At 71.2% G+C, this 23149-nt stretch carries 19 protein-coding genes and 1 pseudogene; 10 read left to right on the top strand and 10 right to left on the bottom strand.

The window, feature by feature from the left end; genetic code table 11:
- Nucleotides 1–454 precede the first annotated feature (454 nt).
- The 6 genes from ACIO5D_RS11985 (at nt 455) to ACIO5D_RS11960 (ending at nt 9423) form a co-directional block, all read left to right on the top strand.
- On the top strand, nt 455–2860 hold the full coding sequence (locus ACIO5D_RS11985; protein WP_400794898.1) for a SulP family inorganic anion transporter: 2406 nt from the start codon (nt 455–457) through the stop codon (nt 2858–2860).
- Between the two features lie 233 nt (nt 2861–3093).
- Complete coding sequence (gene acs, locus ACIO5D_RS11980) at nt 3094–5049, top strand: acetate--CoA ligase (RefSeq protein WP_363604095.1); 1956 nt, start codon at nt 3094–3096, stop codon at nt 5047–5049.
- 511 nt (nt 5050–5560) lie between these two features.
- On the top strand, nt 5561–6949 hold the full coding sequence (nhaA, locus tag ACIO5D_RS11975; RefSeq protein ID WP_400794896.1) for a Na+/H+ antiporter NhaA: 1389 nt from the start codon (nt 5561–5563) through the stop codon (nt 6947–6949).
- Between the two features lie 291 nt (nt 6950–7240).
- Nucleotides 7241–7717 (top strand): phage holin family protein, encoded by a 477-nt coding sequence (locus ACIO5D_RS11970; protein ID WP_363604092.1) that lies wholly within the window; start codon nt 7241–7243, stop codon nt 7715–7717.
- A 166-nt stretch (nt 7718–7883) separates the two neighbouring features.
- Nucleotides 7884–9041, top strand: a complete 1158-nt coding sequence (locus ACIO5D_RS11965) for an alpha/beta hydrolase (RefSeq protein WP_363604090.1) — start codon at nt 7884–7886, stop codon at nt 9039–9041.
- Nucleotides 9042–9213: 172 nt separating this feature from the next.
- Nucleotides 9214–9423 (top strand): hypothetical protein, encoded by a 210-nt coding sequence (locus ACIO5D_RS11960; protein WP_363604089.1) that lies wholly within the window; start codon nt 9214–9216, stop codon nt 9421–9423.
- Nucleotides 9424–9494: 71 nt separating this feature from the next.
- On the opposite strand, the gene ACIO5D_RS11955 is transcribed toward ACIO5D_RS11960, so the two are convergent.
- From ACIO5D_RS11955 to ACIO5D_RS11935, 5 genes are all read right to left on the bottom strand, one after another.
- Nucleotides 9495–10196 (bottom strand): metal-dependent hydrolase, encoded by a 702-nt coding sequence (locus tag ACIO5D_RS11955; RefSeq protein WP_363604087.1) that lies wholly within the window; start codon nt 10194–10196, stop codon nt 9495–9497.
- Between the two features lie 211 nt (nt 10197–10407).
- Nucleotides 10408–11592, bottom strand: a complete 1185-nt coding sequence (locus ACIO5D_RS11950) for a MarP family serine protease (protein WP_363604085.1) — start codon at nt 11590–11592, stop codon at nt 10408–10410.
- A 46-nt stretch (nt 11593–11638) separates the two neighbouring features.
- Complete coding sequence (locus ACIO5D_RS11945) at nt 11639–12370, bottom strand: NUDIX hydrolase (RefSeq protein ID WP_400653436.1); 732 nt, start codon at nt 12368–12370, stop codon at nt 11639–11641.
- Complete coding sequence (gene nth, locus ACIO5D_RS11940; protein ID WP_363604083.1) at nt 12367–13248, bottom strand: endonuclease III; 882 nt, start codon at nt 13246–13248, stop codon at nt 12367–12369. The genes ACIO5D_RS11945 and nth overlap by 4 nt, the downstream gene beginning before the upstream one ends.
- Nucleotides 13249–13348: 100 nt before the next feature.
- Nucleotides 13349–14491, bottom strand: coding sequence for an alpha-hydroxy acid oxidase (locus ACIO5D_RS11935; protein ID WP_363604081.1), 1143 nt, complete (start codon nt 14489–14491; stop codon nt 13349–13351).
- 114 nt (nt 14492–14605) lie between these two features.
- Here ACIO5D_RS11935 and ACIO5D_RS11930 point away from each other — a divergent pair, with 114 nt between their 5' ends.
- Nucleotides 14606–16303: a PucR family transcriptional regulator gene (locus ACIO5D_RS11930; protein ID WP_400794893.1), complete on the top strand. Its 1698-nt coding sequence runs from the start codon at nt 14606–14608 to the stop codon at nt 16301–16303.
- 48 nt (nt 16304–16351) lie between these two features.
- On the opposite strand, the gene ACIO5D_RS11925 is transcribed toward ACIO5D_RS11930, so the two are convergent.
- The 3 genes from ACIO5D_RS11925 to ACIO5D_RS11915 form a co-directional block, all read right to left on the bottom strand.
- On the bottom strand, nt 16352–17119 hold the full coding sequence (locus ACIO5D_RS11925; protein ID WP_363604079.1) for an amino acid ABC transporter ATP-binding protein: 768 nt from the start codon (nt 17117–17119) through the stop codon (nt 16352–16354).
- Nucleotides 17109–17960, bottom strand: coding sequence for an amino acid ABC transporter permease (locus ACIO5D_RS11920; RefSeq protein ID WP_363604078.1), 852 nt, complete (start codon nt 17958–17960; stop codon nt 17109–17111). The genes ACIO5D_RS11925 and ACIO5D_RS11920 overlap by 11 nt, the downstream gene beginning before the upstream one ends.
- Nucleotides 17961–18066: 106 nt before the next feature.
- A complete protein-coding gene (locus tag ACIO5D_RS11915) occupies nt 18067–19101 on the bottom strand; it encodes a transporter substrate-binding domain-containing protein (RefSeq protein WP_400653431.1) in 1035 nt (344 codons plus the stop codon).
- A gap of 164 nt (nt 19102–19265) precedes the next feature.
- Between ACIO5D_RS11915 and ACIO5D_RS11910 the strand changes: the two genes are divergently transcribed.
- Nucleotides 19266–19661 carry a RidA family protein gene (locus ACIO5D_RS11910; RefSeq protein WP_363604076.1) on the top strand — a complete coding sequence of 132 codons (396 nt, stop codon included), beginning with the start codon at nt 19266–19268 and terminating at the stop codon, nt 19659–19661.
- 334 nt (nt 19662–19995) lie between these two features.
- Here the strand turns inward: ACIO5D_RS11910 and ACIO5D_RS11905 are convergent.
- Both ACIO5D_RS11905 and ACIO5D_RS11900 read right to left on the bottom strand, forming a co-directional pair.
- Nucleotides 19996–20110 (bottom strand): annotated as a pseudogene (locus ACIO5D_RS11905) (3-oxoacyl-ACP synthase); the annotation flags it as partial.
- A 48-nt stretch (nt 20111–20158) separates the two neighbouring features.
- Nucleotides 20159–21019 (bottom strand): isocitrate lyase/phosphoenolpyruvate mutase family protein, encoded by an 861-nt coding sequence (locus tag ACIO5D_RS11900; protein ID WP_400794891.1) that lies wholly within the window; start codon nt 21017–21019, stop codon nt 20159–20161.
- Nucleotides 21020–21169: 150 nt separating this feature from the next.
- On the opposite strand from ACIO5D_RS11900, the gene ACIO5D_RS11895 reads away from it, so the two are divergent.
- Nucleotides 21170–22180 (top strand): DUF5937 family protein, encoded by a 1011-nt coding sequence (locus ACIO5D_RS11895; protein WP_400794889.1) that lies wholly within the window; start codon nt 21170–21172, stop codon nt 22178–22180.
- Between the two features lie 150 nt (nt 22181–22330).
- Complete coding sequence (locus ACIO5D_RS11890) at nt 22331–23005, top strand: Crp/Fnr family transcriptional regulator (protein WP_030240972.1); 675 nt, start codon at nt 22331–22333, stop codon at nt 23003–23005.
- The last annotated feature ends 144 nt before the right edge of the window (nt 23006–23149 follow it).

Below are 23149 nucleotides of genomic sequence, written 5' to 3'. Positions count from 1 at the left end.
TGGGCGACGGCGTTTTCTTAGGGGGCGGCGAGCTGAGCACCGGGGCGGGCGCCCGCGCCGGCCGGGCGGCCACTGGGCACAACCGACCCCCACCGGGCCGGGGCCCCCCCCCCCCGGGGGAGGCCGCGGCCCGTTTCGCACCCAGCGATGGCATCAGCAGATTTCCGCTGGTTCGAACACCACCCAATGGGGTGAATCGGGGACTGCGGACCTACCGGCCAAGGTGACGCTGTGCAAAGCTTTCATTACCCTCGGTTTACCGAGTCTTGATGGTCCTCTTCTTGAGGCCCTTGATGGTCCAAGGTCCGGCCGGTGACACCCGCACTCCCCGCCGCACCCACACCATCCCGCCACACCGTCGCGACCCACGACAGCCGATCCGACTCCCCGAGCCCACAGCCGGACTCACCGCCGGACCTGACTGCGTTCGTTCCCCCGGAAAGACGGGAAGACAATGACCCTCGACATCTCCAGCGCACCCATCGCCTCCGACACCACCGACCACGCCCCACCCGGCCCCGGCTCCCGCGTCCGTTGGGCACACGACCTCTCCGTCTCCCTGGTGGTCTTCCTGATCGCCGTGCCGTTCTCCCTCGGCATCGCCCTGGCCACCGGCGCCCCGCTCACCGCAGGCCTCGTCGCGGCCGCCGTCGGCGGCATTGCCGTCGGGCTGCTCGGCGGTACACCCCTCCAGGTGAGCGGCCCCTCCGCCGCGCTGACCGTGATCACCGCCGGCCTGATCTCCCAGTACGGCTGGCAGGCCACCTGCGCCATCACCCTCGCCGCAGGCCTGCTCCAACTGGTGCTCGGCGTACGCCGGGTGGCCCGCACCGCACTCGCCGTCTCACCCGCCATCGTGCACGGCATGCTGGCCGGGATCGGCGTCACCATCGCCATCGCGCAGTTGCACGTCGTCCTCGGCGGCTCCGCGCAGAGCTCGGCCTTCGCCAACCTGCTCGCCCTGCCCGGCCAGTTGGCCGGCCCGCATCCACCCGCGCTGATCGTCGGCACGCTCACCACGGCCGTTCTGCTCGGCTGGCCCAGGCTCGGCCGGCTCCCGGGCCGTTTCGGCGAGTTCGGCGCCCGGCTGGCCGCCGTACCGGGCCCGCTGGCCGCGGTCGTCACCGCCACCGCGCTCTCCATGGTCCTTGGCCTGCGGCTCGCCCATGTCGGGCTGCCTGCCTGGCAGCCGCACGACCTCGCCCCGGAACTGCCGCACGGGCCGCTCGCCGGTGCCCTCGCCGCCGTCCTGACCGTCGCCGCCGTGGCGAGCGTCGAGTCGCTGCTCTCCGCCGTCGCCATCGACCGCATGTCCCGCCGCACCGGGGACCTCGACCGCGAACTGCGCGGCCAGGGCGTCGCCAACCTGCTCAGCGGACTGCTCGGCGGACTGCCGGTCGCCGGAGGAGCGGTACGGAGCACCGCCAACGTCCGGGCCGGTGCGCAGAGCAGATGGTCCTCGATCCTGCACGGCGTCTGGGTGCTGGTGGCGGCGCTGGTGCTCACCGGGGGGCTCCGTCACATCCCGCTGGCCGCGCTGGCCGCCCTGGTCCTGGTCGTCGGCCTGCAGATGGTCAGCTTCGCGCACATCCGCAAGGTGCACCGGCACCGCGAATTCCCGGTCTACCTGGCCACCGTGCTCGGCGTGGTGCTGCTCGGGGTCCTGCTCGGCGTGGCGCTGGGGGCCGCGACCGCCGTCCTGCTCGCGCTCTACCGGTTGACCCGCGCCCATGTGGACGTCCTGGTCGGCTCCGACGAGTCGGTCACGGTGCAGACGCACGGACCGCTCACCTTCACCGCCGTGCCCCGGTTGAGCCGGGCGCTGGCCGGAATCCCCGCCACCGCCGAGGTGACGATCGTCCACGACGGCTCGTTCCTGGACCACACCGCGTACGAGACCCTGCACAGTTGGCGGGCCGGCCACCTGGCCGGCGGCGGCCGCGTATCGATGGCGACGCGCCGCCAGGACGACGAGGTCCTCGATCCCGACGGCACGGTCCGGGCGGGCAGCTCTGCCGGCCCGCACCGCTGCCGGGCCTGGACGCCCTGGGTCGGCCACCACTGCATCGACCAGCAGGAGGATCCGCACAGTCGGCTGATGGACGGCGTCAGGGTGTTCCAACTGCACACCGCTCCGCTGGTCCGCCCCGAGCTTGCCCGACTGGCCCGGGAAGGGCAGACGCCCTCCCAGCTCTTCCTGACCTGCGCGGACTCGCGGATGGTCACCAGCATGATCACCAACAGCGGGCCGGGTGACCTGTTCACCGTCCGCAACGTCGGCAACCTGGTACCCGCTCCCTTCGAGCCCGGCGCGGCCGACGACTCGGTGGCGGCCGCGGTGCAGTACGCCGTCGAGGCGCTGGAGGTGCGCTCCATCACCATCTGCGGGCACTCCGGCTGCGGTGCGATGAAGGCCCTTCTGGACGGGGTGCACGAGCGCCAGGGACCGCCGACCCCGCTCACCCGCTGGCTGCGTAACGGCCGCGGCTCGCTCGACCGGCTGCGACGGGTCCCCGCCGAGTTCACCGCCCGCCCGGTAGTCGACCTGGTGGAGCAGCTCTGCATCACCAACGTGGTCCAGCAGCTGGACCAGCTGATGGCCAACCCCGCCGTGGAGCGCCGGGTCGCCGAGGGCACACTCCGGCTGGTGGGTATGTACTTCGACCTCGCCACCGCACAGGCCTATGTGCTCGATCGCGAGAGCGGCCGCTTCAGTCCGATCGAGGCGCTCGACGTCGGCGCGGCCCCGGTCAGGCCCCGCGACACGCCCGAGCAGGCGAACGAAATCGAACAGGTCTCCGCCGTCGACGTGGACAGCGGCACGGCGGCGGCCGGGAGCGACCCCCGGCTGGCCGCCTGAGAGCCGGGCCCGTGTCCCCGCCGGGCGGGCCGGGGCGCGGGCCCACCTCACCCGCCGGTGCCGAGGCGTGTCGCGCGTCGCCCGGCCGTTCGACTCTCGATCAAAGGTCTACACCAATTCCCCGGAGCCTCTTGTCAACTGACCTCTTCGCCTGGTGAGCTGTGCGCTGGGACACACGGGACAATCCCCACGCACGGGAATGCCCCCGATCATGACTCGATGAGGAGTGCGCGTTGAGCAACGAGAGCCTGGCCAACCTGCTCAAGGAGGAGCGGCGCTTCGCCCCGCCGGCAGAGCTCGCCGCAGCCGCCAACGTCACCGCGGCCGCGTACGCGCAGGCCTCCGAGGACCGCCTGGGCTTCTGGGCCGAGCAGGCCCGTCGCCTCACCTGGGCCGTCGAGCCCACCGAGACGCTGGACTGGTCCAACCCGCCGTTCGCCAAGTGGTTCGCCGACGGCAAGCTCAACGTGGCCTACAACTGCGTCGACCGCCACGTCGAGGCGGGCAACGGCGACCGGGTCGCGATCCACTTCGAGGGCGAGCCCGGCGACGGCCGCTCGATCACCTACGCCCAGCTCAAGGACGAGGTCTCGCAGGCCGCCAACGCGCTGCTGGAGCTCGGCGTCGTCAAGGGCGACCGGGTGGCGATCTATCTGCCGATGATCGCCGAGGCGGTCGTCGCGATGCTCGCCTGTGCCCGGATCGGCGCCACCCACTCCGTGGTCTTCGGCGGCTTCTCCGCCGATGCCGTCGCCTCCCGCATCCAGGACGCCGACGCCAAGCTCGTCATCACCGCCGACGGCGGCTACCGGCGCGGCAAGCCGTCCGCGCTCAAGCCCGCCATCGACGAGGCGCTGACCAAGGCCCCGCAGGTCGAGCACGTCCTCGTGGTCCGCCGCACCGGCCAGGACATCTCCTGGACCGAGGGCCGCGACGTCTGGTGGCACGAGATCACCGAGCGCCAGTCCACCGAGCACACCCCCGAGGCGCACGACGCCGAGCACCCGCTCTTCATCCTGTACACCTCGGGCACCACCGGTAAGCCCAAGGGCATCCTGCACACCTCGGGCGGCTACCTCACCCAGGCCAGCTACACCCACAACGCCGTCTTCGACCTCAAGCCGGAGACCGACGTCTACTGGTGCACGGCCGACATCGGCTGGGTCACCGGCCACTCCTACATCGTCTACGGCCCGCTCTCCAACGGCGCCACCCAGGTCATCTACGAGGGCACCCCGGACACCCCGCACCAGGGCCGGTTCTGGGAGATCGTCCAGAAGTACGGCGTGACGATCCTCTACACCGCGCCCACCGCGATCCGCACCTTCATGAAGTGGGGCGACGACATCCCCGCGAAGTTCGACCTGTCCTCGCTCCGGGTGCTGGGCAGCGTCGGCGAGCCGATCAACCCCGAGGCCTGGATCTGGTACCGCGAGCACATCGGCGCCGGCAAGGCCCCGATCGTGGACACCTGGTGGCAGACCGAGACCGGCGCGATCATGATCAGCCCGCTGCCGGGCGTCACCGAGACCAAGCCGGGCTCCGCCCAGCGCGCCCTGCCGGGCATCGCGGCCACCGTCGTCGACGACGAGGCCAACGAGGTCCCGAACGGCTCCGGCGGCTACCTGGTGCTCACCGAGCCGTGGCCGTCGATGCTGCGCACCATCTGGGGCGATGACCAGCGCTACATCGACACCTACTGGTCGCGTTTCCAGGGTCGCTACTTCGCCGGTGACGGTGCCAAGAAGGACGAGGACGGCGACATCTGGCTGCTCGGCCGGGTCGACGACGTGATGCTGGTCTCCGGCCACAACATCTCGACCACCGAGGTCGAGTCGGCACTGGTCGGCCACCCGGCCGTCGCCGAGTCCGCCGTGGTCGGCGCCACCGACGCCACCACCGGCCAGGCGATCGTCGCCTTCGTCATCCTGCGCGGCACCGCGGCCGACAGCCCGGAGCTGGTCGAGGAGCTGCGCGCGCACGTCGGCAGGACGCTCGGCCCGATCGCCAAGCCGAAGCAGATCAAGGTGGTCGGCGAGCTGCCGAAGACCCGCTCCGGCAAGATCATGCGCCGCCTGCTGCGCGACATCGCCGAGGGCCGCGAGGTCGGCGACACCACGACCCTGGCGGACAGCAACGTGATGAACCTGATCCAGTCCCAGCTCCCCGCTGCGGGCAGCGAGGGCTGAGTGCAGGCCTGAGCCGCTTGAGCCGCTGAGTCGCTGAGCTCCGGGCATGGGGCCCGGCGCCCGGGACGTGGGTGTGCCCCTGGTGGTCACGATGGTGACCACCAGGGGCACACCCATGTCCGCTTCCTGCCCGACCGCAGCCGCCACGACGACGGCGACGCCGGCCCCCGGCCCCCGGCCGTCTGCCGTTAACGCCTTCACCGCACCGCGCTGGCACGAGCAGCGACAAGGGCCGGATCCGAAGGATGTCCACCGTCCGACCGCAGGTCGGCACCCGTCCGCATGCGGCTGCCGCCGTTCGGGTGCCACTCAGAAGTACAGAACAGGCCCCTGCGACTTAAGTCCTGAAGTATGACAATCAGGATGTCCCCTTGCGGTTCCCGTTAGACTGTCAACGACGCATCAAGATCCCCACTCGGGAATCCGTGCGTCACAGGGCGCGCCGGGAAGTCTGGTCGGCACTGCACCACAGGTGCATCCGCAGACCGTTCCGCGCCCCAGGAGGTCCCTCGTGGCCAGCCAACCGACCACCAATGAGCCGACGACCCGGCGCCGCCAGCTCCTCGGCCGGTTGTCGCTTCCCGAGCGCACCTACGTCACCGACGCCCTGCGCACCGAGACGGTCGGCGGCATCCTGCTGCTGACCGCCGCCGTGGTGGCCCTGATCTGGGCCAATGTCTGGCCGCATGCCTACGAGAGCGTTCTCGACTACACCATCGGGCCGTCCGGCCCGCTCCACCTGAATCTCAGCCTGGACGCCTGGGCCAAGGACGGCCTGCTGACGATCTTCTTCTTCGTGGCCGGGATCGAGCTCAAACGCGAGTTCGTGGCGGGTGAGCTGCGGAGCCTCAGCGCCGCGATACTCCCCGTCATAGCCGCGGTCTGCGGCGTGGCGCTGCCGGCGGTCCTGTTCGCCGTCACCAATTCCGGCAGCGGCGGGCACCCGGGCGGCTGGGCGATCCCGACCGCCACCGACATCGCCTTCGCGCTCGGTGTGCTGGCCGTGGTCGGCAGCCACCTGCCCTCGGCGCTGCGCGCGTTCCTGCTCACCCTCGCGGTGGTCGACGACCTGATCGCGATCCTGATCATCGCGATCTTCTACAGCTCCGGTATCAAGTTCTGGGCGCTCGGACTGGCCTTCGCCGGCCTGGTGCTGTTCTGGTTCCTGCACCGGCGCGGGGTGCGCGGCTGGTACCTGTTCGTACCGCTGGCCCTCGTGGTCTGGGCGCTGATGCACGAGAGCGGTATCCACTCCACGGTCGCGGGTGTCGCAATGGGCCTGATGCTCCGCTGCCACCGGGTCGGCGACGAGAAGCACTCCCCCGGTGAGCGCATCGAGCACCTGGTCCGCCCGCTCTCGGCCGGGCTCGCCGTCCCCGTCTTCGCGCTGTTCGCGGCCGGGGTGACGATCTCCGGACCGGCGCTCCGCGAGGTGTTCACCCAGGCCACACCGCTCGGCATCATCATCGGCCTGCTGGTCGGCAAGACCGTGGGCATCTTCGGCGGCACCTGGCTCACCGCCCGTTTCACCCGTGCCGAGCTGAACCCTCAGCTCAAGTGGGCCGATATGTTCGCGGTCTCGGTGCTGGCCGGCATAGGTTTCACGGTCTCGCTGCTGATCAGTGAGCTCGCCTTCCCCGGAAACCAGGCGCTGGCCGACCGGGCCAAGGCGGCCGTCCTGGTGGGCTCACTGCTCTGCGCGCTGGTCGCCACCGTACTGCTCAAGCTGCGCAACCGGCACTACCGGGAGCTGTGCGAGGAGGAGGACCGCGACCTGGACGGCGACGGCATCCCCGACGTCTACCAACAGGACGACCCGGCCTGGCAGGCCCGGCTGACGAAGTCGGCGGAACGGGCGGCGGACGAGCACCCGGGCACCGGCACCAACGAACTCCGCTGAGCGCTCGGACGCCCCCCTCGGCCTCACCACAGGCCCGTCGCGCCCCACCGCGGCCCCACCACGGCCCCACCCGGCTCCCGGGGCCACCGGCGGCCCGCCCGCGACGCCACGCAACGGCCCCCGGCATCGGGACACGTCCATCCGGCGGGGCCCCGGAGTGGTGTCCGACTGACTGGTAGGGGCATGATTCTGAGCTGTCGACAGTCCACTGACGCCACCGGACCCCCGCCGGTCCCCGGAATCGCACCGTACGGCGGCGTCACGCCGCACAGCCGCAGAGGAGAACCGCTGATGCCCGCAGGAGCCGCAGACCCGTCCAGCAACGGCCGGGCGCCCTACGAGGGCGAGCGTTCGGTGGGGCAGCTGTTCGCGGCGGCCACCGCCGATCTGTCCGCACTGGTCCACGACGAGATCGCGCTCGCCAAGGCCGAGCTCCGGGCGGACGTCAAGCGCGGCGTCTCCGGCGGTGTCTCGCTGACGGTCGCCGGCGTGGTGGCGCTGGCCGCCGTCCCGATGCTGAGCGCCGCAGCGGCGTTCGGGATCCACGCGCTGGGTCTCTCGCTCGGCTGGTCGTTCCTGATCGTGGCTGGCGCGTACCTGCTGCTCGCGGTGGTGCTCGGGCTGCTGGCGCTGCGCTCGTTCAAGCGGATCGAGAAGCCGCACCGCACCATCGAGGGCGCTCAGAAGACCGCCGACGTGCTCAAGAACGCCCGGCCGCGCCCGGCCACCCAGGAGGAGATCGACCGGGCTCTGGGCCGCATCCCGTAGACCCGGCCACACGGCGCCGGGACCGACGGGACCGACCGGGCCGGCAGGGCCGACGGGACCGGGAAGACCCGGCGGACGCGCCGGGTCCGGCTCCCGGCGGCGGCCGGGCGCCCCGAGAGCGAGTGCCGGGCGCGTGTCCGGCGCACGGATGTGACACGCTCTCGGTATGCCGCTCGACCAGAAGCCCGTGCCCTCGCAGCCGTCCACCGGCCCCGGCCTCGACCGTGCGACCGGTCAGGACGTTGTTGCCGGAAGCACCGACGGACTCGCCGACGGGAAAGCCGCCGGAGCCGACGGGGAGAACGCAGCCGAAAGCGCAGCCGGGAACAGCCCCGACGGGCTCGCCGACGGTACCGACGGCGGGGCCGCCGACGGCAACAGCGAAGCAGCCCCGGAGACGGTGCCCGAGGCTGTCCCCGCAGCGGCCTGGAACATCCGGCAGGCCGGTCCCTGGACGCACCGCGACCTCGCGGCCAACGGCGCCCGCTTCCACATCGCCGAGCTGGGCGAGGGTCCGCTGGTCCTGCTGGTCCACGGCTGGCCCGAGTACTGGTGGGCCTGGCGCCACCAGCTGACCGCGCTGGCCGCGGCCGGTTACCGGGCCGTCGCGCTCGACCTGCGGGGCATCGGCGGCAGCGACCGCACCCCGCGCGGGTACGACCCGGGCAACCTCGCCCTGGACATCACCGGCGTGATCCGCTCGCTCGGCGAACGCCGGGCGCACCTGGTCGGCCACGCCTCCGGCGGCACGCTGGCCTGGGTGGCGGCGGTGATGCGGCCGTCGGTGATCCACAGCCTCACCGTGGTCTCCGCCGCCCACCCCCGCGACCTCCGCCGGGCCCTGTTGACGGACCGCCGTCAGATGGCGGCCTTCGAGCACGTGCTGGGCTTCCAGCGGCCGTGGATACCAGAACGCCGCCTGGTGGCCGACGACGCCGCGCTGCTCGGCCGCTACCTGGACGCCTGGACCGGTCGCAACCAGTTGGACCGGGCGACGGTGGCCGCGTACCGGCAGGCGATCCAGATCCCCAGCACCGCGCACTGCTCGATCGAGCCCTACCGCTGGCTGCTGCGTTCGATGGCCCGCCCGGACGGTATCCAGTTCGCCCGCCGGATGAAGAAGCCGATCACCGCACCCACCCTGCACATCCAGGGTGCCTCGGACCCGGTGCTGCTGTCGCACACCGCGCTCGGCGGCGGGGAGTACGTGGCGGCGCCGTACCGCTGGCGGCTGATGCCGGGGGTCGGGCACTTCCCCCACGAGGAGGCGCCCGAGCAGTTCACCGCGGAGCTGCTGGACTGGATCGGCCGCCACAAGGACTGACCGACGAGGACCGACCGACGGGACCGGGCCGGTGGGGTGACCCAAGGGACCCCATCATGCCGGGCCTTAGGTCCCAACTCCCTTTACATTTAGCTCATATGACAAACGCATAGGCCATTTTCGAAGCCCCTGAGGCGGTTACCCCGACCGGCCCAGGGGCATCCATTGCGGTATGACCTGGATGCCCGATCACGGCAGCGCCCCGCGCAGCCGACGCCACAACAGCTCGCCGAGGTCCAACCACCGCCCCGACCGGGCGGACGACCTCGGATACGACGGTGTGGAGCGCCATCAGCGCTCGACGCAGCCGCAGCTCGGCATCCCGCGCATCCTCGGCCGCCGCGCCCGCTGGGTGGGCGTACGACTGCGACGCGAGACCTGAGGCCCCGCGCCGCATCCTTACCGCCGCACCGCCGGTCGGTTCACCACCGGCGGTCGGTTCACCACCGCTGGTCAGTTCACCACCGTCGGCGACAGCGCCGTGAACCAGAGCAGGACGAAGGTCGCCACCGACATGATCGGCACCAGCACCTTGGTCTCGACGTCGTTGCCGCTGCGCTTGATCAGCACCACCTCGTAGCGCTCCTTGTGCGGCCAGAGCAGCGGCGCGCCCTTCTTCGTCAGGCAGTCGCCCAGCAGGTGCGCCAGCGTGCCCAGCGCGACCGCGTACGGGAGCCAGCCCGGGGCGTTCGGCATCCAGGTGTTCATCCCGGCGGTGCCCAGCACCGCGAGGCCGATAATGGTGATCCACATGGTCGGGCCGTCGCCCGGCGGGTGCAGCCGCAGGGCGCGGATCGCGAGCGCCAGCAGGAAGAACGTCACGCCGAGGGTGAAGTAGCGGCCCAGGAAGGTGACGCCCGCCCAGGTGCCGGCGCCCATCAGCGCGACGAAGAGCAGCGAGTGGGTCGCGTGCCGGTGGCCGCCGGAGATCCAGGCCACGAAGCGGCAGAGCACCTTGGAGACCGGGCCGAGGAAGTTGGCGATCGTCCCGTCGTGGTGGTCGAGGTCCGGCAGCAGGGCGGCCCCCGCGCAGAGCACCGTGCCCATCAGGATGTCGGCCGGCTGCAGCGTGGTGTCCAGCAGCAACGGCGGCAGGAAGGGCGCCGAGGCCGCGTACAGCATCGCGCCGCTGACCGCGTGCGAGTGACCCATCATCGAACTTCCCGACCTCCGCTCGGGCCCACTCCGGGACGGGCCCGGTTGAGCCGAACGGGTGAGCGCGGCCGACGCTACCAGGCAGGACTGACGGTGCGACGGATATCGGCCATCACCGGCGGTTGGACCCGGGACACAGCCCGCGGGCCCCGCAGGAGAACCAACGGCGGAACCAGCGACAGAGCCGACAGCGGACCCGACGGCGGTCCGGTCAGAGCGCGCAGCCCTGGGTGTCCACCCGGGCCGTCGCGATGCTGCCCTTGTCGGCGTCCTCGCGGACCTCGGCGGCGGTCAGCACGTACCCGGTGTCCGCACTGTCCAGCGACTTGGCGAAGACCACGCCGAACACCTGCCCGTCCGGGGTGAGCAGCGGGCCGCCGCTGTTGCCCTGGCGGACCAGCGAGCGCACCGAGTAGACGTCGCGGACGACCTGGCCGCGGTGGTAGATGTCCGGGCCGTTGGCCTGGATCCGGCCGCGGATACGGGCCGGCTGGACGTTGAAGGAGCCGTTCTCGGGGAAGCCGGCCACGATCGCGTTGTCGTTGGTCTTCGCCTCGCCCGCGAAGGCGAGCGCGGGCGCGTTCAGCTTGGGCACGTCCAGGATCGCGATGTCGCGCTGCCAGTCGTAGCGGACCACGGTCGCGTCGTACAGCTGCCCGACGCCGCCGATCTGGACGGTGGGCTCGTCGACGCCGCCGACCACGTGGGCGTTGGTCATCACCCGGTGCGGGGCGTAGACGAAGCCGCTGCCCTCCAGGGTCTTGCCGCAGGAGGTGGCGGTACCGACCACCTTGACCAGGCTCTGCTTGGCCCGGGCCACCGCCGGGCTGCCGGCCAGCGCCGGGTCGGGGATGTCGACCTGGGTGATCGGCTCGTGCTCGAAGGGGTTGAAGACCTGGGGGAAGCCGTTGCGGGCGAGCACCTTGGAGAAGTCGGAGAACCAGTTGGGCGCGTCGGAGGGCAGCGCGTCCTGGACGCCGCCGAGGATCGCGGAGGTGCGGACCTGCTTCGAGACGGTCGGCAGGGACGTTCCGGCGAGCGCCGAACCGATCAGCCAGGCCACCAGCAGCATCGAGATCACGTTGACGACGGAGCCGCCGGCCGCGTCCAGTGCCTTCGCCGGACGGCGGTCGATGTGGCCGCGCAGCTTCCAGCCGAAGTGGGTGGTGATCGCCTGCCCGATCGCCGCCAGCACGATGACCACCACGACGGCGACCACCGAGGCGGTGGTGCCGGGGTTGAGGTGATCGAGCAGCAGCGGCAGCAGCTGGACGGCGATCAGCCCGCCGCCGAGAAAGCCGAGGACCGACAGGATGCCGACCACGAAGCCCTGCCGGTAGCCCGACACGGCGAATCCGATGGCGGCGGCGATCAGCAGCAGATCCAGGACATTCACCCCGACACCCTCCCACGGCGGGCCGCGCGGCCGCGCGGACGGGCGTTCACGGAGTCCTGGCGTCGCCGCCCAGCAGCGCGCGGGAGCGGTCGCGGTCGCCCTGGGCCAGTTCGATCGCCTCGTCCGAGAGGTCGACGGTCCGGGAGGTGTCCCAGGGCAGTTCCAGGCCGCTGTGGTGCAGCACCCGGTCGATCACTCCGGCGGTGAAGCCCCAGACCAGCCGGCCGCCGACGGCGAAGGCCGGGCCGAGGTGGCCGGAGGGGTGGCGCAGCCGGGCCCGGTTCGCCGGGTCGGTCAGCTCGGCGATCGGCACCCGGAACACCGCGCCGGTCTCGCACCGGTCCACCGGCGCGACCGGCGACTCCTGGCGCCACCAGCCGAGCACCGGGGTGACCACGAACCGGCTGACCGGGATGTAGAGGGCGGGCAGGGCGGCGAACACCTGCACCCCGGCCGGGTCCAGGCCGGTCTCCTCCCAGGCCTCCCGCAGCGCCGCCGCGACCGGTCCGGGCCCGGCCGGGTCGCCGTCCTCCGGGTCGAGGGCGCCGCCCGGGAAGGACGGCTGCCCGGCGTGCGAGCGCAGCGAGCGGGCCCGTTCGATCAGCAGCAGGTCCGGGCCGTCGGCGCTCTCACCGAAGAGCATCAGGACCGCCGACGCCCGGCCGCCCTCGGCGGGCGGCAGGAAGCGGCTCAGCTGCTCGGGCCGTACCCGCTCGGCGGCGTCGCGGACCGGCAGCAGCCACGGCGGCAGACCGTCCCGCTCGATCCGCGCCGTCACTCGGCCACCGCCAGGTCCGCGACCTCGCCGTCGTGCGCGGCCGCCGCGGCCCGTGCCGCCGCCTCCCCCGGGTAGTCGGCGGGCGGCCGCAGCCGCTGGCCGGGCTGCCCGCCCAGTTCGTACTTGAGCAGCTTCCTCGCCTTCTCCGGGTCGGTCTCGCCCTCCCCGTAGGACGGGCAGAGCGGCGCGATCGGGCAGGCCCCGCAGGCCGGCTTGCGGGAGTGGCAGATCCTGCGGCCGTGGAAGACCACCCGGTGGGAGAGCATCGTCCACTCGGACTTCGGGAAGATCTCGGCGACGGCCGCCTCGACCTTCACCGGGTCCTCGTCGGTCGTCCAGCCGAAGCGTCGCGCGAGCCGCCCGAAGTGGGTGTCCACGGTGATCCCCGGGACGCCGAAAGCATTGCCGAGGACGACGTTGGCGGTCTTGCGCCCGACGCCCGGCAGGGTGACCAGGTCCTCCAGCCGGCCGGGGACCTCGCCGCCGAAGGTGTCCCGCAGGGCGATGGAGAGGCCGATCAGCGACTTCGCCTTGGCGCGGAAGAACCCGGTCGGCCGGATGATCTCCTCCAGCACCTCCGGCTCCGCCGCCGCCATGTCCTCGGGCGTCGGGTACTTCGCGAACAGGGCCGGCGTCGTCTGGTTCACCCGCAGGTCCGTCGTCTGCGCCGACAGCACCGTGGCCACCAGCAGCTCGAACGGGTTCTCGAAGTCCAGCTCGGGGTGTGCGTACGGATACAGCTCCGCCAGCTCCCGGTTGATCCTCCGTGCCCGCCGCACCATCGCCAGGTGCGACTCCGGCTTCCTCGGCTTCACACCCGGCTCAGCGGCCGCCCTCTTCGCTGCCGGCGCGGCCTTCTCGACCTTGCTCTCTGCCATGCCCGAAGGCTACGCCGCCCGACCGGCGGCAGGCAGCAGATCTCCCAGAGCCCCGCTCGCGACGGCTCCGCGCGGAGGCGGGCGGGTTGCGCGAAGGCCGCTACGGCCGGTGTGCCAGGACTGAGCCGTCGAGATCGGTCACACCGTTCACGCCCACGAAGCCCAGCGCTGTTTCCAGTTCCTCGCGGAGCAGGTCGAAGACCTTGTCGACCCCGGACGGTCCGAGCGCGGCCAGACCATAGGCGGCCGGGCGGCCGATGAGCGACGCGTCGGCCCCGAGCGCCAAGGCCTTGACCACGTCCGAGCCGCGTCGCACCCCACCGTCCAGGTAGACCTCGAGCCTGCCGTCCGCCGCTGCCACGACCTCCGGCAGGGCCGCGATGGTGGAGGGCTGCGAGTCGAACTGGCGGCCGCCGTGGTTGGACACGATGACGGCGTCGACCCCCGTGTCGGCAGCCCGAACGGTGTCCTCGCCGGTCATGACCCCCTTCACGACGATCTTCCCCGGCCACCGCTCACGCAGCCGCTCGACATCCGCCCAGGTCGCGGCCGCGTTCTCCATGGTGTGCATGAATCCGCCCATCTCCCTCATGCGCATGCGCCGCCCGTCGATCCGGTAGTTGCCGAACGTGGGCCGACGGCCGGTGGCGAGCCGGGCCAGCCAGCCGGGCCTGAGGCCGGTGTCCACCACATCGCGCAGAGTCGGCCGCGGTGGCAGGGCCATGCCGTGATGCAGGTCCCGCTCGCGCTTGCTGGACAGATTGACGTCACCGGCCACGACGAGCACCTCGACACCGGCGGCCTCGGCGCGGTCGACGTGCTCGCGGGTGAGGCCGGCGTCGGTCCAGAAGGAGATCTGCGCCCAGATCGACTTCGGCGCGGCGGCGACCACTTCCTCCAGGGAGCAGGCGGACCAGGCGCTGTGGACGAGGACGGTTCCGGCTCGTTCGGCCGCCCTCGCGAAGGCGAGGTCGGCCTGCGGGTGAAAGAGGCTCAGCATTCCCAGCGGCGAGATCATGACTGGAAGGGCGAGCCGCTGACCGAGAACCCGGGTGCCCGGTTCGATCTCGCTCATGTCGCGCAGGACGCGCTGGCGCAGACGCAGCCTGACCAGGTCCTCGGTATTGTCCTGAAGGGTCAGTTCATCGAGCGCGCCGCCTTCGAGGAAATCGAAGATCATGCGCGGCAGCTTTCGCCGGGCCTGCCTGCGCATGTCCTCGATGTTCACGATCTTTTCGGCCACCGGTAGCTCCCGCCTCGTCCTGCCGAGCGCATACCCGGACGAGCGACCGGAAGCTCAGCGATCCCAAGTTTGCGGGTCGGCCCCACTCGCCCCTATGTATCATTCACACAGTTCATGGCGATCGGCTTGTTGAATTGTCCAAATCACAATGTGTGGCACGTCGCCGAACGGCTTTCATGCGGGATGCTGGAGGAGGTGGACGAGTTGGCGCGGCTGACTCAGATCGTCAACGCCTTGGGACCGTCGATAGTCCGGGTTACGCACAGCATGCCGGACCTCGACCCCGAGATCGCCGGCCTGGTGATCCACGACGAACTCCGGGAATTGCGGCCGACTTCCGCCGGACTGCTGCTCGCGGTGGGCGTGTGTCCGGCCGGTGAACCCTGGCTGCGTCTGCTCGAACGCGCAGAAGCCGGCGGGTTCGGCTGCGTCGCCGTCAAGACGTACGGGATCGGCGAACGGCAGATCGCCGAAGCCGCGGGTTCCGGCTCGATTCCGGTCCTGCTCCTCGCCGACGAGGTCTCCTGGGAACAGCTCATCGCCTTGCTGTCGTCGGCCATCAGCTACAGCCGGCCCGCCGGACAGGGCGACGGCGGGAACAGCCTGGGCGACCTGTTCACGCTTGCCAACGCCGTCGCCTCCGCCATCGGAGGGGCGACCGCGATCGCCGACCCGGCACGCCGCATGCTGGCCTACTCAACCGTCGACGGCCAGCTGATCGACGACACCCGGAGGCAGAGCATCCTCGATCTGCAGGTGCCGACGGACCCTCAGATCGTCGCGGAGTACCAGGCCGTGCACAGCGCGCCAGGGGTCATCGAAGTAGCCGGCAGAGGCACCGACCTGCCGAGACTGGCCACCTCGATCAGGGCCGGCGGTGAACTCCTCGGCTCGATGTGGGTCATCGATCCCGGCGAGCAGGAGCGTGAGCTGGCCTGCCGGCGGCTCGTCGAAGCCTCCAACATCGCCGCCCTCCATCTGCTCCGCGTGCGCACGGAACGAGAGGGCCTGCACCGGCGCCGCAGCGACCTGCTGACAGCGCTGCTGGCTCAGGCCGATGTGCCGCACGACGTCATGAAGCGGCTGGCGCTCCCCGCCACGACGAATGCGCGGATCGCCGCGCTGGCACTGGCTGAGATCCCTCCGGAGACGGAGCCCACGGCCGCCGTCCACCAGGTACTCGACCTCGTGACGCTGCATTGCCAGGGCGAGCTGGGCTTCAGCGCCGCGACGGCCATCGACGACGTGGTGTACGTGCTGCTTCCCGCACCGCCCGGACGTGCGCGTTCGCTGCAGCAGCGACTGCTCGCAGGTGTGGCCGCACACGTCCGGCGCTCCTACGGATACCGGCTCCGGATCGGCGCGGGCGGCGAGGTCGCCGACCTCAAGGACGCCGCCCGGTCGAGGGAGCAGGCCGACCGCGTGATTCAACTGATGGGACTGCCCAGCCGGCAGAGCACGCGCACGACCACGACGGATGCGGACATCGTGTTCGCTGAAGACGTCCGCCCCCAGATCGCCCTGCTGCACCTGGCCGAGCGCTGTCCGGTCGCCGACCCCGCCATGGACGAGACCATCAACACCATGGCCGAGTACGACCGGTCCAACAACAGCCAGTACCTGCCAACCCTTTCGAGCTATCTGCAGGCCCACGGCGACATCGCCGGAATGGCTCGCGCCCTGCATGTGCACGCGAACACCTGCAGATACCGCCTCAGCAGAATGAAGGAGCTGTTCGACGTGGATCTCACCGACGCCGATGCCCGTCTCGTCATGGCCCTCCAGCTGAGGCTGCGCGATCTCGTCGCCTGACAGGGCCGCACTCGACGAAGGCGGCCCTGCGGATCAGGATCGAAACGATCAGAGCACGCTGGCCAGGAACGCCTTCGTCCGCTCGTTCCGCGGAGACAGCAGGACCTGCCCCGGTGAGCCGGACTCCACGACCGTCCCGTTGTCCATGAAGACGACGGTGTCGGCGACCTCGCGGGCGAAGCCCATCTCGTGTGTCACCACGACCATCGTCATACCCTCACCGGCGAGATCGCGCATCACCGTCAGGACCTCACCGACGAGTTCCGGGTCGAGCGCCGAAGTCGGCTCGTCGAAGAGCATGAGCGAAGGACGCATGGCCAGAGCCCGTGCGATCGCGACCCGTTGCTGCTGGCCACCTGAGAGTTGCCCGGGATAGGCATCGCCCCGATTCCCCAGTCCGACCCTGTCGAGCAGCGACCGGGCGTGTTCGAGAGCCGCCGACCGGCTCTCCCCTCGCACCGAGATCGGCGCCAGCATGATGTTCTGCAACACGGTCATGTGCCCGAACAAGTTGAATCTCTGGAACACCATCCCGATGTCGCGGCGGGCCCGCGCGATGTCGCGCGACCGCAGCTCGTACAGCTTGTCGCCCCGCTCGCGGTATCCGACCAGGCCGCCGTTGACCGAGAGTTCGCCGGAGTCCACCTTCTCCAGATGGTTGATACAGCGCAAGAACGTGCTCTTGCCCGATCCGGACGGGCCGACGATGCACAGCACCTCGCCGTCGCGGACCTCCAGGTCGATGCCACGCAGGACCTCGACCGAACCGTAGCTCTTGCGCACCTGCTCGGACCTGACGATGACTCTATCGGGCATCGGGGGCCACCGGTCCCTTCTTCATTCGCGGGTGGATTCCACGTGGAGCAAAGCCGCGTGGCCGACCGGACGCCGCTCGGAAAGCGCGACCGAATCTCCGCTCCAGGAAGTACTGCGCCACCGAGAGCACAGTCGTGAGCGCGAGATACCAGAGGCTGGCGACGATCAGCAGCGGGATGGTCTGGTACGTGCGCGCATAGATGACCTGCGCGGAGTAGAGAAGCTCGGAGATCGCCAACACGCTGACCAGTGAGGTGCTCTTCAGCATGGAGATCAGCTCGTTGCCGGTCGGCGGCACGATCACCTTCATCGCCTGCGGCAGAACCACCTTGCGCAGGGTCTGGAAGTGGGTGAGGCCGAGCGAGTGCGCGGCCTCGGTCTGGCCGTTGTCGACCGACTGGATGCCGGCTCGCACGATCTCGGCCATGTAGGCCGCCTCGTTGAGCCCGAGCCCGAGCAGCGCGGCCGCCAACGGGGTGACGATGGAATTCGCCGAACCGGAGAACAGCTGCGGGCCGAACGGAATGCCTATCCCGATCTGCGGGAAGATCGCCGAGAGGTTGTACCAGAAGATCAGCTGGACCAGCACGGGCGTGCCGCGGAAGAACCAGATGTACAGGCCGCTTGCGGCGGCGATCACCGGGTTCTTCGACATTCGGGAAATCGCGAGGACGTTTCCCAGGACGACACCGATGGCCATGGCCATGACGGTGAGTTCCAGGGTCAGCAGCGCGCCCTTGACGATGGTTCCGCTGAAGACGTACTGACCCACCACATCGAACTGGAAGCGGGGGTTGGTCAGCAGTGTGTGGATTCCCATCGCCGCCAGGACGAGCACCACTGCCGCCGCGATCCACCGCTCCGGGTGGCGTAGCGGGACGACCTTTCTCGCCGGGCGGCCTGGAGCCGCACGGCCCGGCGTCGCGTCAGCGATCGCGTTCTGGGAGCTATGCACCGTTGTCATTGACCTTCGCACTCGTGACCGCCACCGACTCAAGGCCCCACTTGGCCAGCACGGCCTTGTACACCGGGCCGGTCAGGGCCTGGGACATCGCCGCCTGAACGGCATCGGTGAGACCGCTGTTCTTGCCGATGCCGATGGCGATCGGACTGAATCCGGTATCCGCCTGCACCTCGATCGACGGGTTCTGCTTGGCCGCGTAGCCGACCACCGTGGAGTCCTCGTACAGCCCGTCGATCCGGCCGGACGCCAGCGCGAGAACCGGGGAGTTCTGGTCTGGGTACAGCTTGAGATCGATGGGCTGCCGACCGGACTCGGTGCACTTCCTGTCGAGGTCGGGAAGCACCTCGGTCACCTGGTAGGAGCCCACCAGAGCACCGATGGTGTGACCGCACATGGAGTCGACCGAGAGCTTCCGCGGATTGCCCTTCTGGACACCCAGCGCATCACCGGTTTGGGCATACGTGACGAAGTCGAGGATCTTCTCGCGCTCGGGCGTCGGGGCCATCTCAGCGACGCTGACGTCGTAGCGGCCGGCCGCGATGCCGGGAGTGATCTGGTCGAACGCGACCACCTGGACATCGAGCGTCAGCCCCAGCGACTGGGCCAGCAGCCGGGCGATGTCCGGGTCGAGTCCGATCAGGTCCTCGGTGCCCGGGGCGTAGGAGCTTCCGGGCGGCGCGTTGGTCACCATCGCCACCGTCAACGTGCCCTTGGCCCGGACGGCCGCGGGGAGAAGCGCGACTGCCGCACTCACCGGGGAAGCGCTGGGGAGCGGGCCCCCGGCATTCGTCGGCGAGCCGGCGCCGGAGGTGCCACCCGCGGCGGTGCAGGCGGCGAGCGATACGCAGCAGACAAGCGCAGCCGGTGCGACACCTCGCATCCACCTTGGCTTCCCACCTGTGGCGCGTCGGGATGATGACCTGTTGATCCTCAACTGCTTCTCCTTGTCGATCGCCGTGACCCCCTCGCCGGCGATGAGGCCCTCCCTGACGACTGCCTCGATCGCGAGTGACCTCATAGTGCAGGCCTGGGCGCCGCATGGCCTTGGAAAATGACACAGCGATGCGGGTGTGAGCTTGGACGATCGGCCAGGTTCGGATGGCTCGTCGAGAACTAACGTGGTGGCCGGCGGGTGTCGCCGATACCCCGTTCTGTCGCTTTATTGAGAGCTGGAGAGTCCCCGTGAGCCTTGCTGCGGTCACCCGGTTTCAGGCCGAGGGTGTCGGATCCGAACTCGCGCTGTCGGCCGAGGCGGTCGCCTTCGCGGGAATCGTGTGCACGACCCAGATTCCCGACCGAGAGGACGGTTCGATCGAACTGGGCGACATCCGAGCGCAGACCCGGCAGATGCTGACCAACTTGGCCGTGGCCCTCGAACGGGCGAACAGCGATCTGAGCCGGCTGCTGCACCTGACGATCTACCTCACCGACATCGACGACCGCGAGGTCTTCAATGAGGTCTACGCCGAGTTCGTACCCCTGCCGTTCCCTGCACGATGCTGCGTCGCCGTCTCCGCGCTCGCCGTTGACGGGATGCGTGTGGAAGTGACCGCGCTGGCCGCGCAGAGGCTCGGGTGACAAGGAACTTGGCGACACACTTCCGATCGATGCGCTGCGGTGGCTCAGGTGCGCCTGATGGTTGAACGAGCGGGGTGAGGTGCCCGACCAGCAGGCGCCGGCCCGGCAGGCCGGTACGGATGTGAGGATGACCTCCCAGCTGGTGCGGAAGCCGGAGGCCAAGGGGCTGTTGAACCGGAAGACCGATCCACCGGACACCCGGGCGCGCGGCCGCGGGTCACCGCGCGCGGAGCGGAGCCGGCGCAGGCCGCGATCACCGAGGTCGAGCGGGCGGGCGCGGCGTTCTTCCGCCCAGTTGCCGGGACGCGGAGGAGCTGGGCGGTCCCGGCGGACTGGACGGCATGGTCGGCGGTGGCGAGCGCGGTGCAGAACCCCGCGCAGCCGTTGTTGACGTCGAAGCCGACGGCGGCGGGTATGCCGAGCCGGCCGGCGACCTGGGTGGCGATGCTCAACCACGCCCGGCGGCTGTACCGCGACCGCTCCGCAGTCGGCCGCGATCAGCGCCGGTACAGCCCGTCCAGCTCGCCGAAGCCCAGCGAGCCGTCCAGTTCCGTGAGGGTGCCCGCGCCGAGCAGCTCGGCGGCGGCCCGACGGACGGCGGTGTACGCGAGCTGGGCGAGCCCGGTGCCGACGCTGATCCGGCGGACCCCGGCGGCGGCGAGTTCGGCCACGCCCGGTCCACCCGTCACCGCCATCGCGTTCACCGGCAGCGGGGACGCCGCGCAGAGCCGGGCCAGTGCCTCCAGGTCCAGCAACCCGGGGACGAACAGGCCGTCCGCGCCCGCCCGCGCGTACGCCTCCGCCCGGGCCAGCACCTCGTCGAGCCGGCCGCCGGGCTCGCCGATCCCGAACAGGAAGACATCCGTCCGGGCGTTGACCACCAGCTCCGGCAGACCCGCCTCCGCCGCCGCCTCCCGGGCGGCCCGCAGGCGGGCGGCCTGGTCCGCCACCGGGAACAGCGGACCGCCGGCGGCCGTGGAGTCCTCCAGGTTCACGCCGACCGCTCCGGCCCCGACCAGCAGCCGCACGGTGGCGGCGACATCGGCCGGCTGCGGGCCGTAGCCGCCCTCGGCATCGACGGTGACCGGCAGGTCGACGGCCGCGACGATCCGGCGGGCCGCCGCCGCCATCTCCTCCCGGCCGAGCCGCTGGCCGTCGCCGTGCCCGAGTGACCAGGAGACGCCTCCGCTGGTGGTGGCGATCGCACCGGCACCGGCCGAGGCGATCACCGCCGCGCTGCCCGCGTCCCAGGCGTTGGGCAGGACGAGTACGCCGCCCTCGGTGAGCGCCCGCAGACGCAGCGCCTGGTCCCGGAGCGCGGTCGAGGTCGTGGAGGTGCTGCGGGGGTGTGTGGGCATGGCGGTGACCGTCCTTCGTACCGTCGGATCGTCTGAACTGTCCGACGGCGGTGCGGTGCTGCCCCGCCGTCCGGCTCCCGCATCCTGCGGCCCGGCCCGGCCGGTGCTCCATTGATTAAGCTGAGGCCGAATCCTGAGGGAGGCGATGCGATGCGGACCGAACTGGCGTTCTCGGTGAACGACCTGGCACAGACCCGGTTCGCCGTCTCCCCCCTGTGGGAGGTCGTGACCAGCCTCCGGGCCCTGGCCACCGCCCCCGTCCCCGCCCTGCACCGCCGCTGGGCCGAGCAAGTCCGCCCCCGGCTGGTCGGCGCCGGGCTGGAGCGCGGCCGGCTGGCCGCCCTGGTCCCGGCCACCGGGCATCTGCCGGACTTCCTCAACCCCACACCGGCCGGCCCCTCCCCCGCCCTCGCGGACGAGCTGACCGCGATCACCGCCACCGCCCCGGAGCAGGTCCGGGCCGATCTCGACCGTCTGGCGGCCGAACACGGCGGCCGCCTCCCGGCCCGGCTCCGGCCGCTGTACCGCGACCCGCCGGCCCAGCTTCCCAGGGTGGCCGCCGAGATCGAGACCTACTGGCAGCTGGCGCTGGCGCCGTACTGGGCCAGGATCCGCGCGGTGCTGGAGGCCGACGTGTTCCACCGGGCGCGACAGGCCGTGGAGCACGGCACCGCCCGGGTGCTCGACGATCTGCACGAGACCGTCCGCTGGGACGGCCGCGCGCTCCGGCTGGAACAGCGGCACTGCGCCGTCGAGCGGCTGGACGCCGGGGCCGGGCTGCTGCTCGTCCCGTCCGTGTTCGCCTGGCCCAGGGTGCTCACCCGCTCACTGCCACCCGACCCGCCGCAGCTCGCCTACCCGGCGCGGGGGATCGCCGCCCTGTGGGAGCGCCGGCCGGGCAGCCGGTCCGACGCCCTCGCCGCCGTCCTGGGCCGGTCCCGGGCCCGGCTGCTCACCGAACTCGACTCGCCCGCCTCCACCACCGAGCTCGCCCGCCGGACCGGACTGTCCGCGGCCGCGGTCTCCCAGCACCTGACCGCGCTGCGGTCGGCCGACCTGACCAGCGCCCACCGCGCGGGCCACGCCGTGCTCTACGCCCGCACCGCCGTCGCCGATGCCCTGTTCGATCCGGCGGACATCGCACCGCGCCCCGCCGGGTAACCCTCGGTACGAATGGCCCCGCGCAGCACCCCTCGGCGTACCCCCTCCTCATATGATCGGAGCGACATGCGCCATGCTTGGTGATGCAGAGCACTGTACGAACTTGCGCCGGCGGGCTTGACAGCCGACCGGCCGAGAAGGAGGAAGCACGTGGACGACGTTCTGCGGCGCGCCGCACTCTTCGCGGCACTCGACGACGAACAGGCCGGCGAGCTGCGCGCTTCCATGACCGAGGTCACCCTCGCCCGCGGTGAGTCGCTGTTCCACGAAGGCGACCCGGGCGACCGGCTGTACGTCGTCGCGGAGGGCAAGGTCAAGCTGCACCGCGCCTCGCCGGACGGGCGGGAGAACATGCTCGCCGTCCTCGGCCCGAGCGAGATGATCGGCGAGCTGTCGCTGTTCGACCCGGGCCCGCGCACCGCCACCGCGAGCGCGCTGACCGAGGTCAAGCTGCTGGGCCTCGGCCACGGCGATCTCCAGCCCTGGCTGCACGCCCGCCCCGAGGTCTCGATCGCGCTGCTGCGCGCCATCGCGCGCCGACTGCGCCGGACCAACGACGTGATGTCCGACCTGGTCTTCTCCGACGTGCCCGGTCGCGTCGCCAAGGCCCTGCTGGACCTCTCCCGCCGGTTCGGCGTGCAGTCCGAGGAGGGCATTCACGTCGCCCACGACCTCACCCAGGAGGAGCTGGCCCAGCTGGTCGGCGCCTCCCGCGAGACGGTCAACAAGGCGCTCGCCGACTTCGCCGGCCGCGGCTGGCTGAAGCTGGAGGCCCGCGCGGTGGTCCTGATGGACGTCGAACGGCTGTCGCGCCGCTCGCGCTGACGGCGCCGCTCGCGCTGACGGCGCCGCACCCGACGAGGGCTCGTACACCGACCGGTGTACGAGCCCTCGCGCATGCCGTCGTCGTGCCGCCGTCGTGCCGTCAGGACCGACGGACGGGCCCGGCGAGAGGCCCCGCGACGGGGC

Source organism: Kitasatospora sp. NPDC087315 (assembly GCF_044744345.1).
In the GTDB taxonomy this organism is placed as follows: domain Bacteria; phylum Actinomycetota; class Actinomycetes; order Streptomycetales; family Streptomycetaceae; genus Kitasatospora.
Note: the sequence above shows the minus strand (reverse complement) of the source record. Positions and strands in the feature narration are given on the sequence as shown.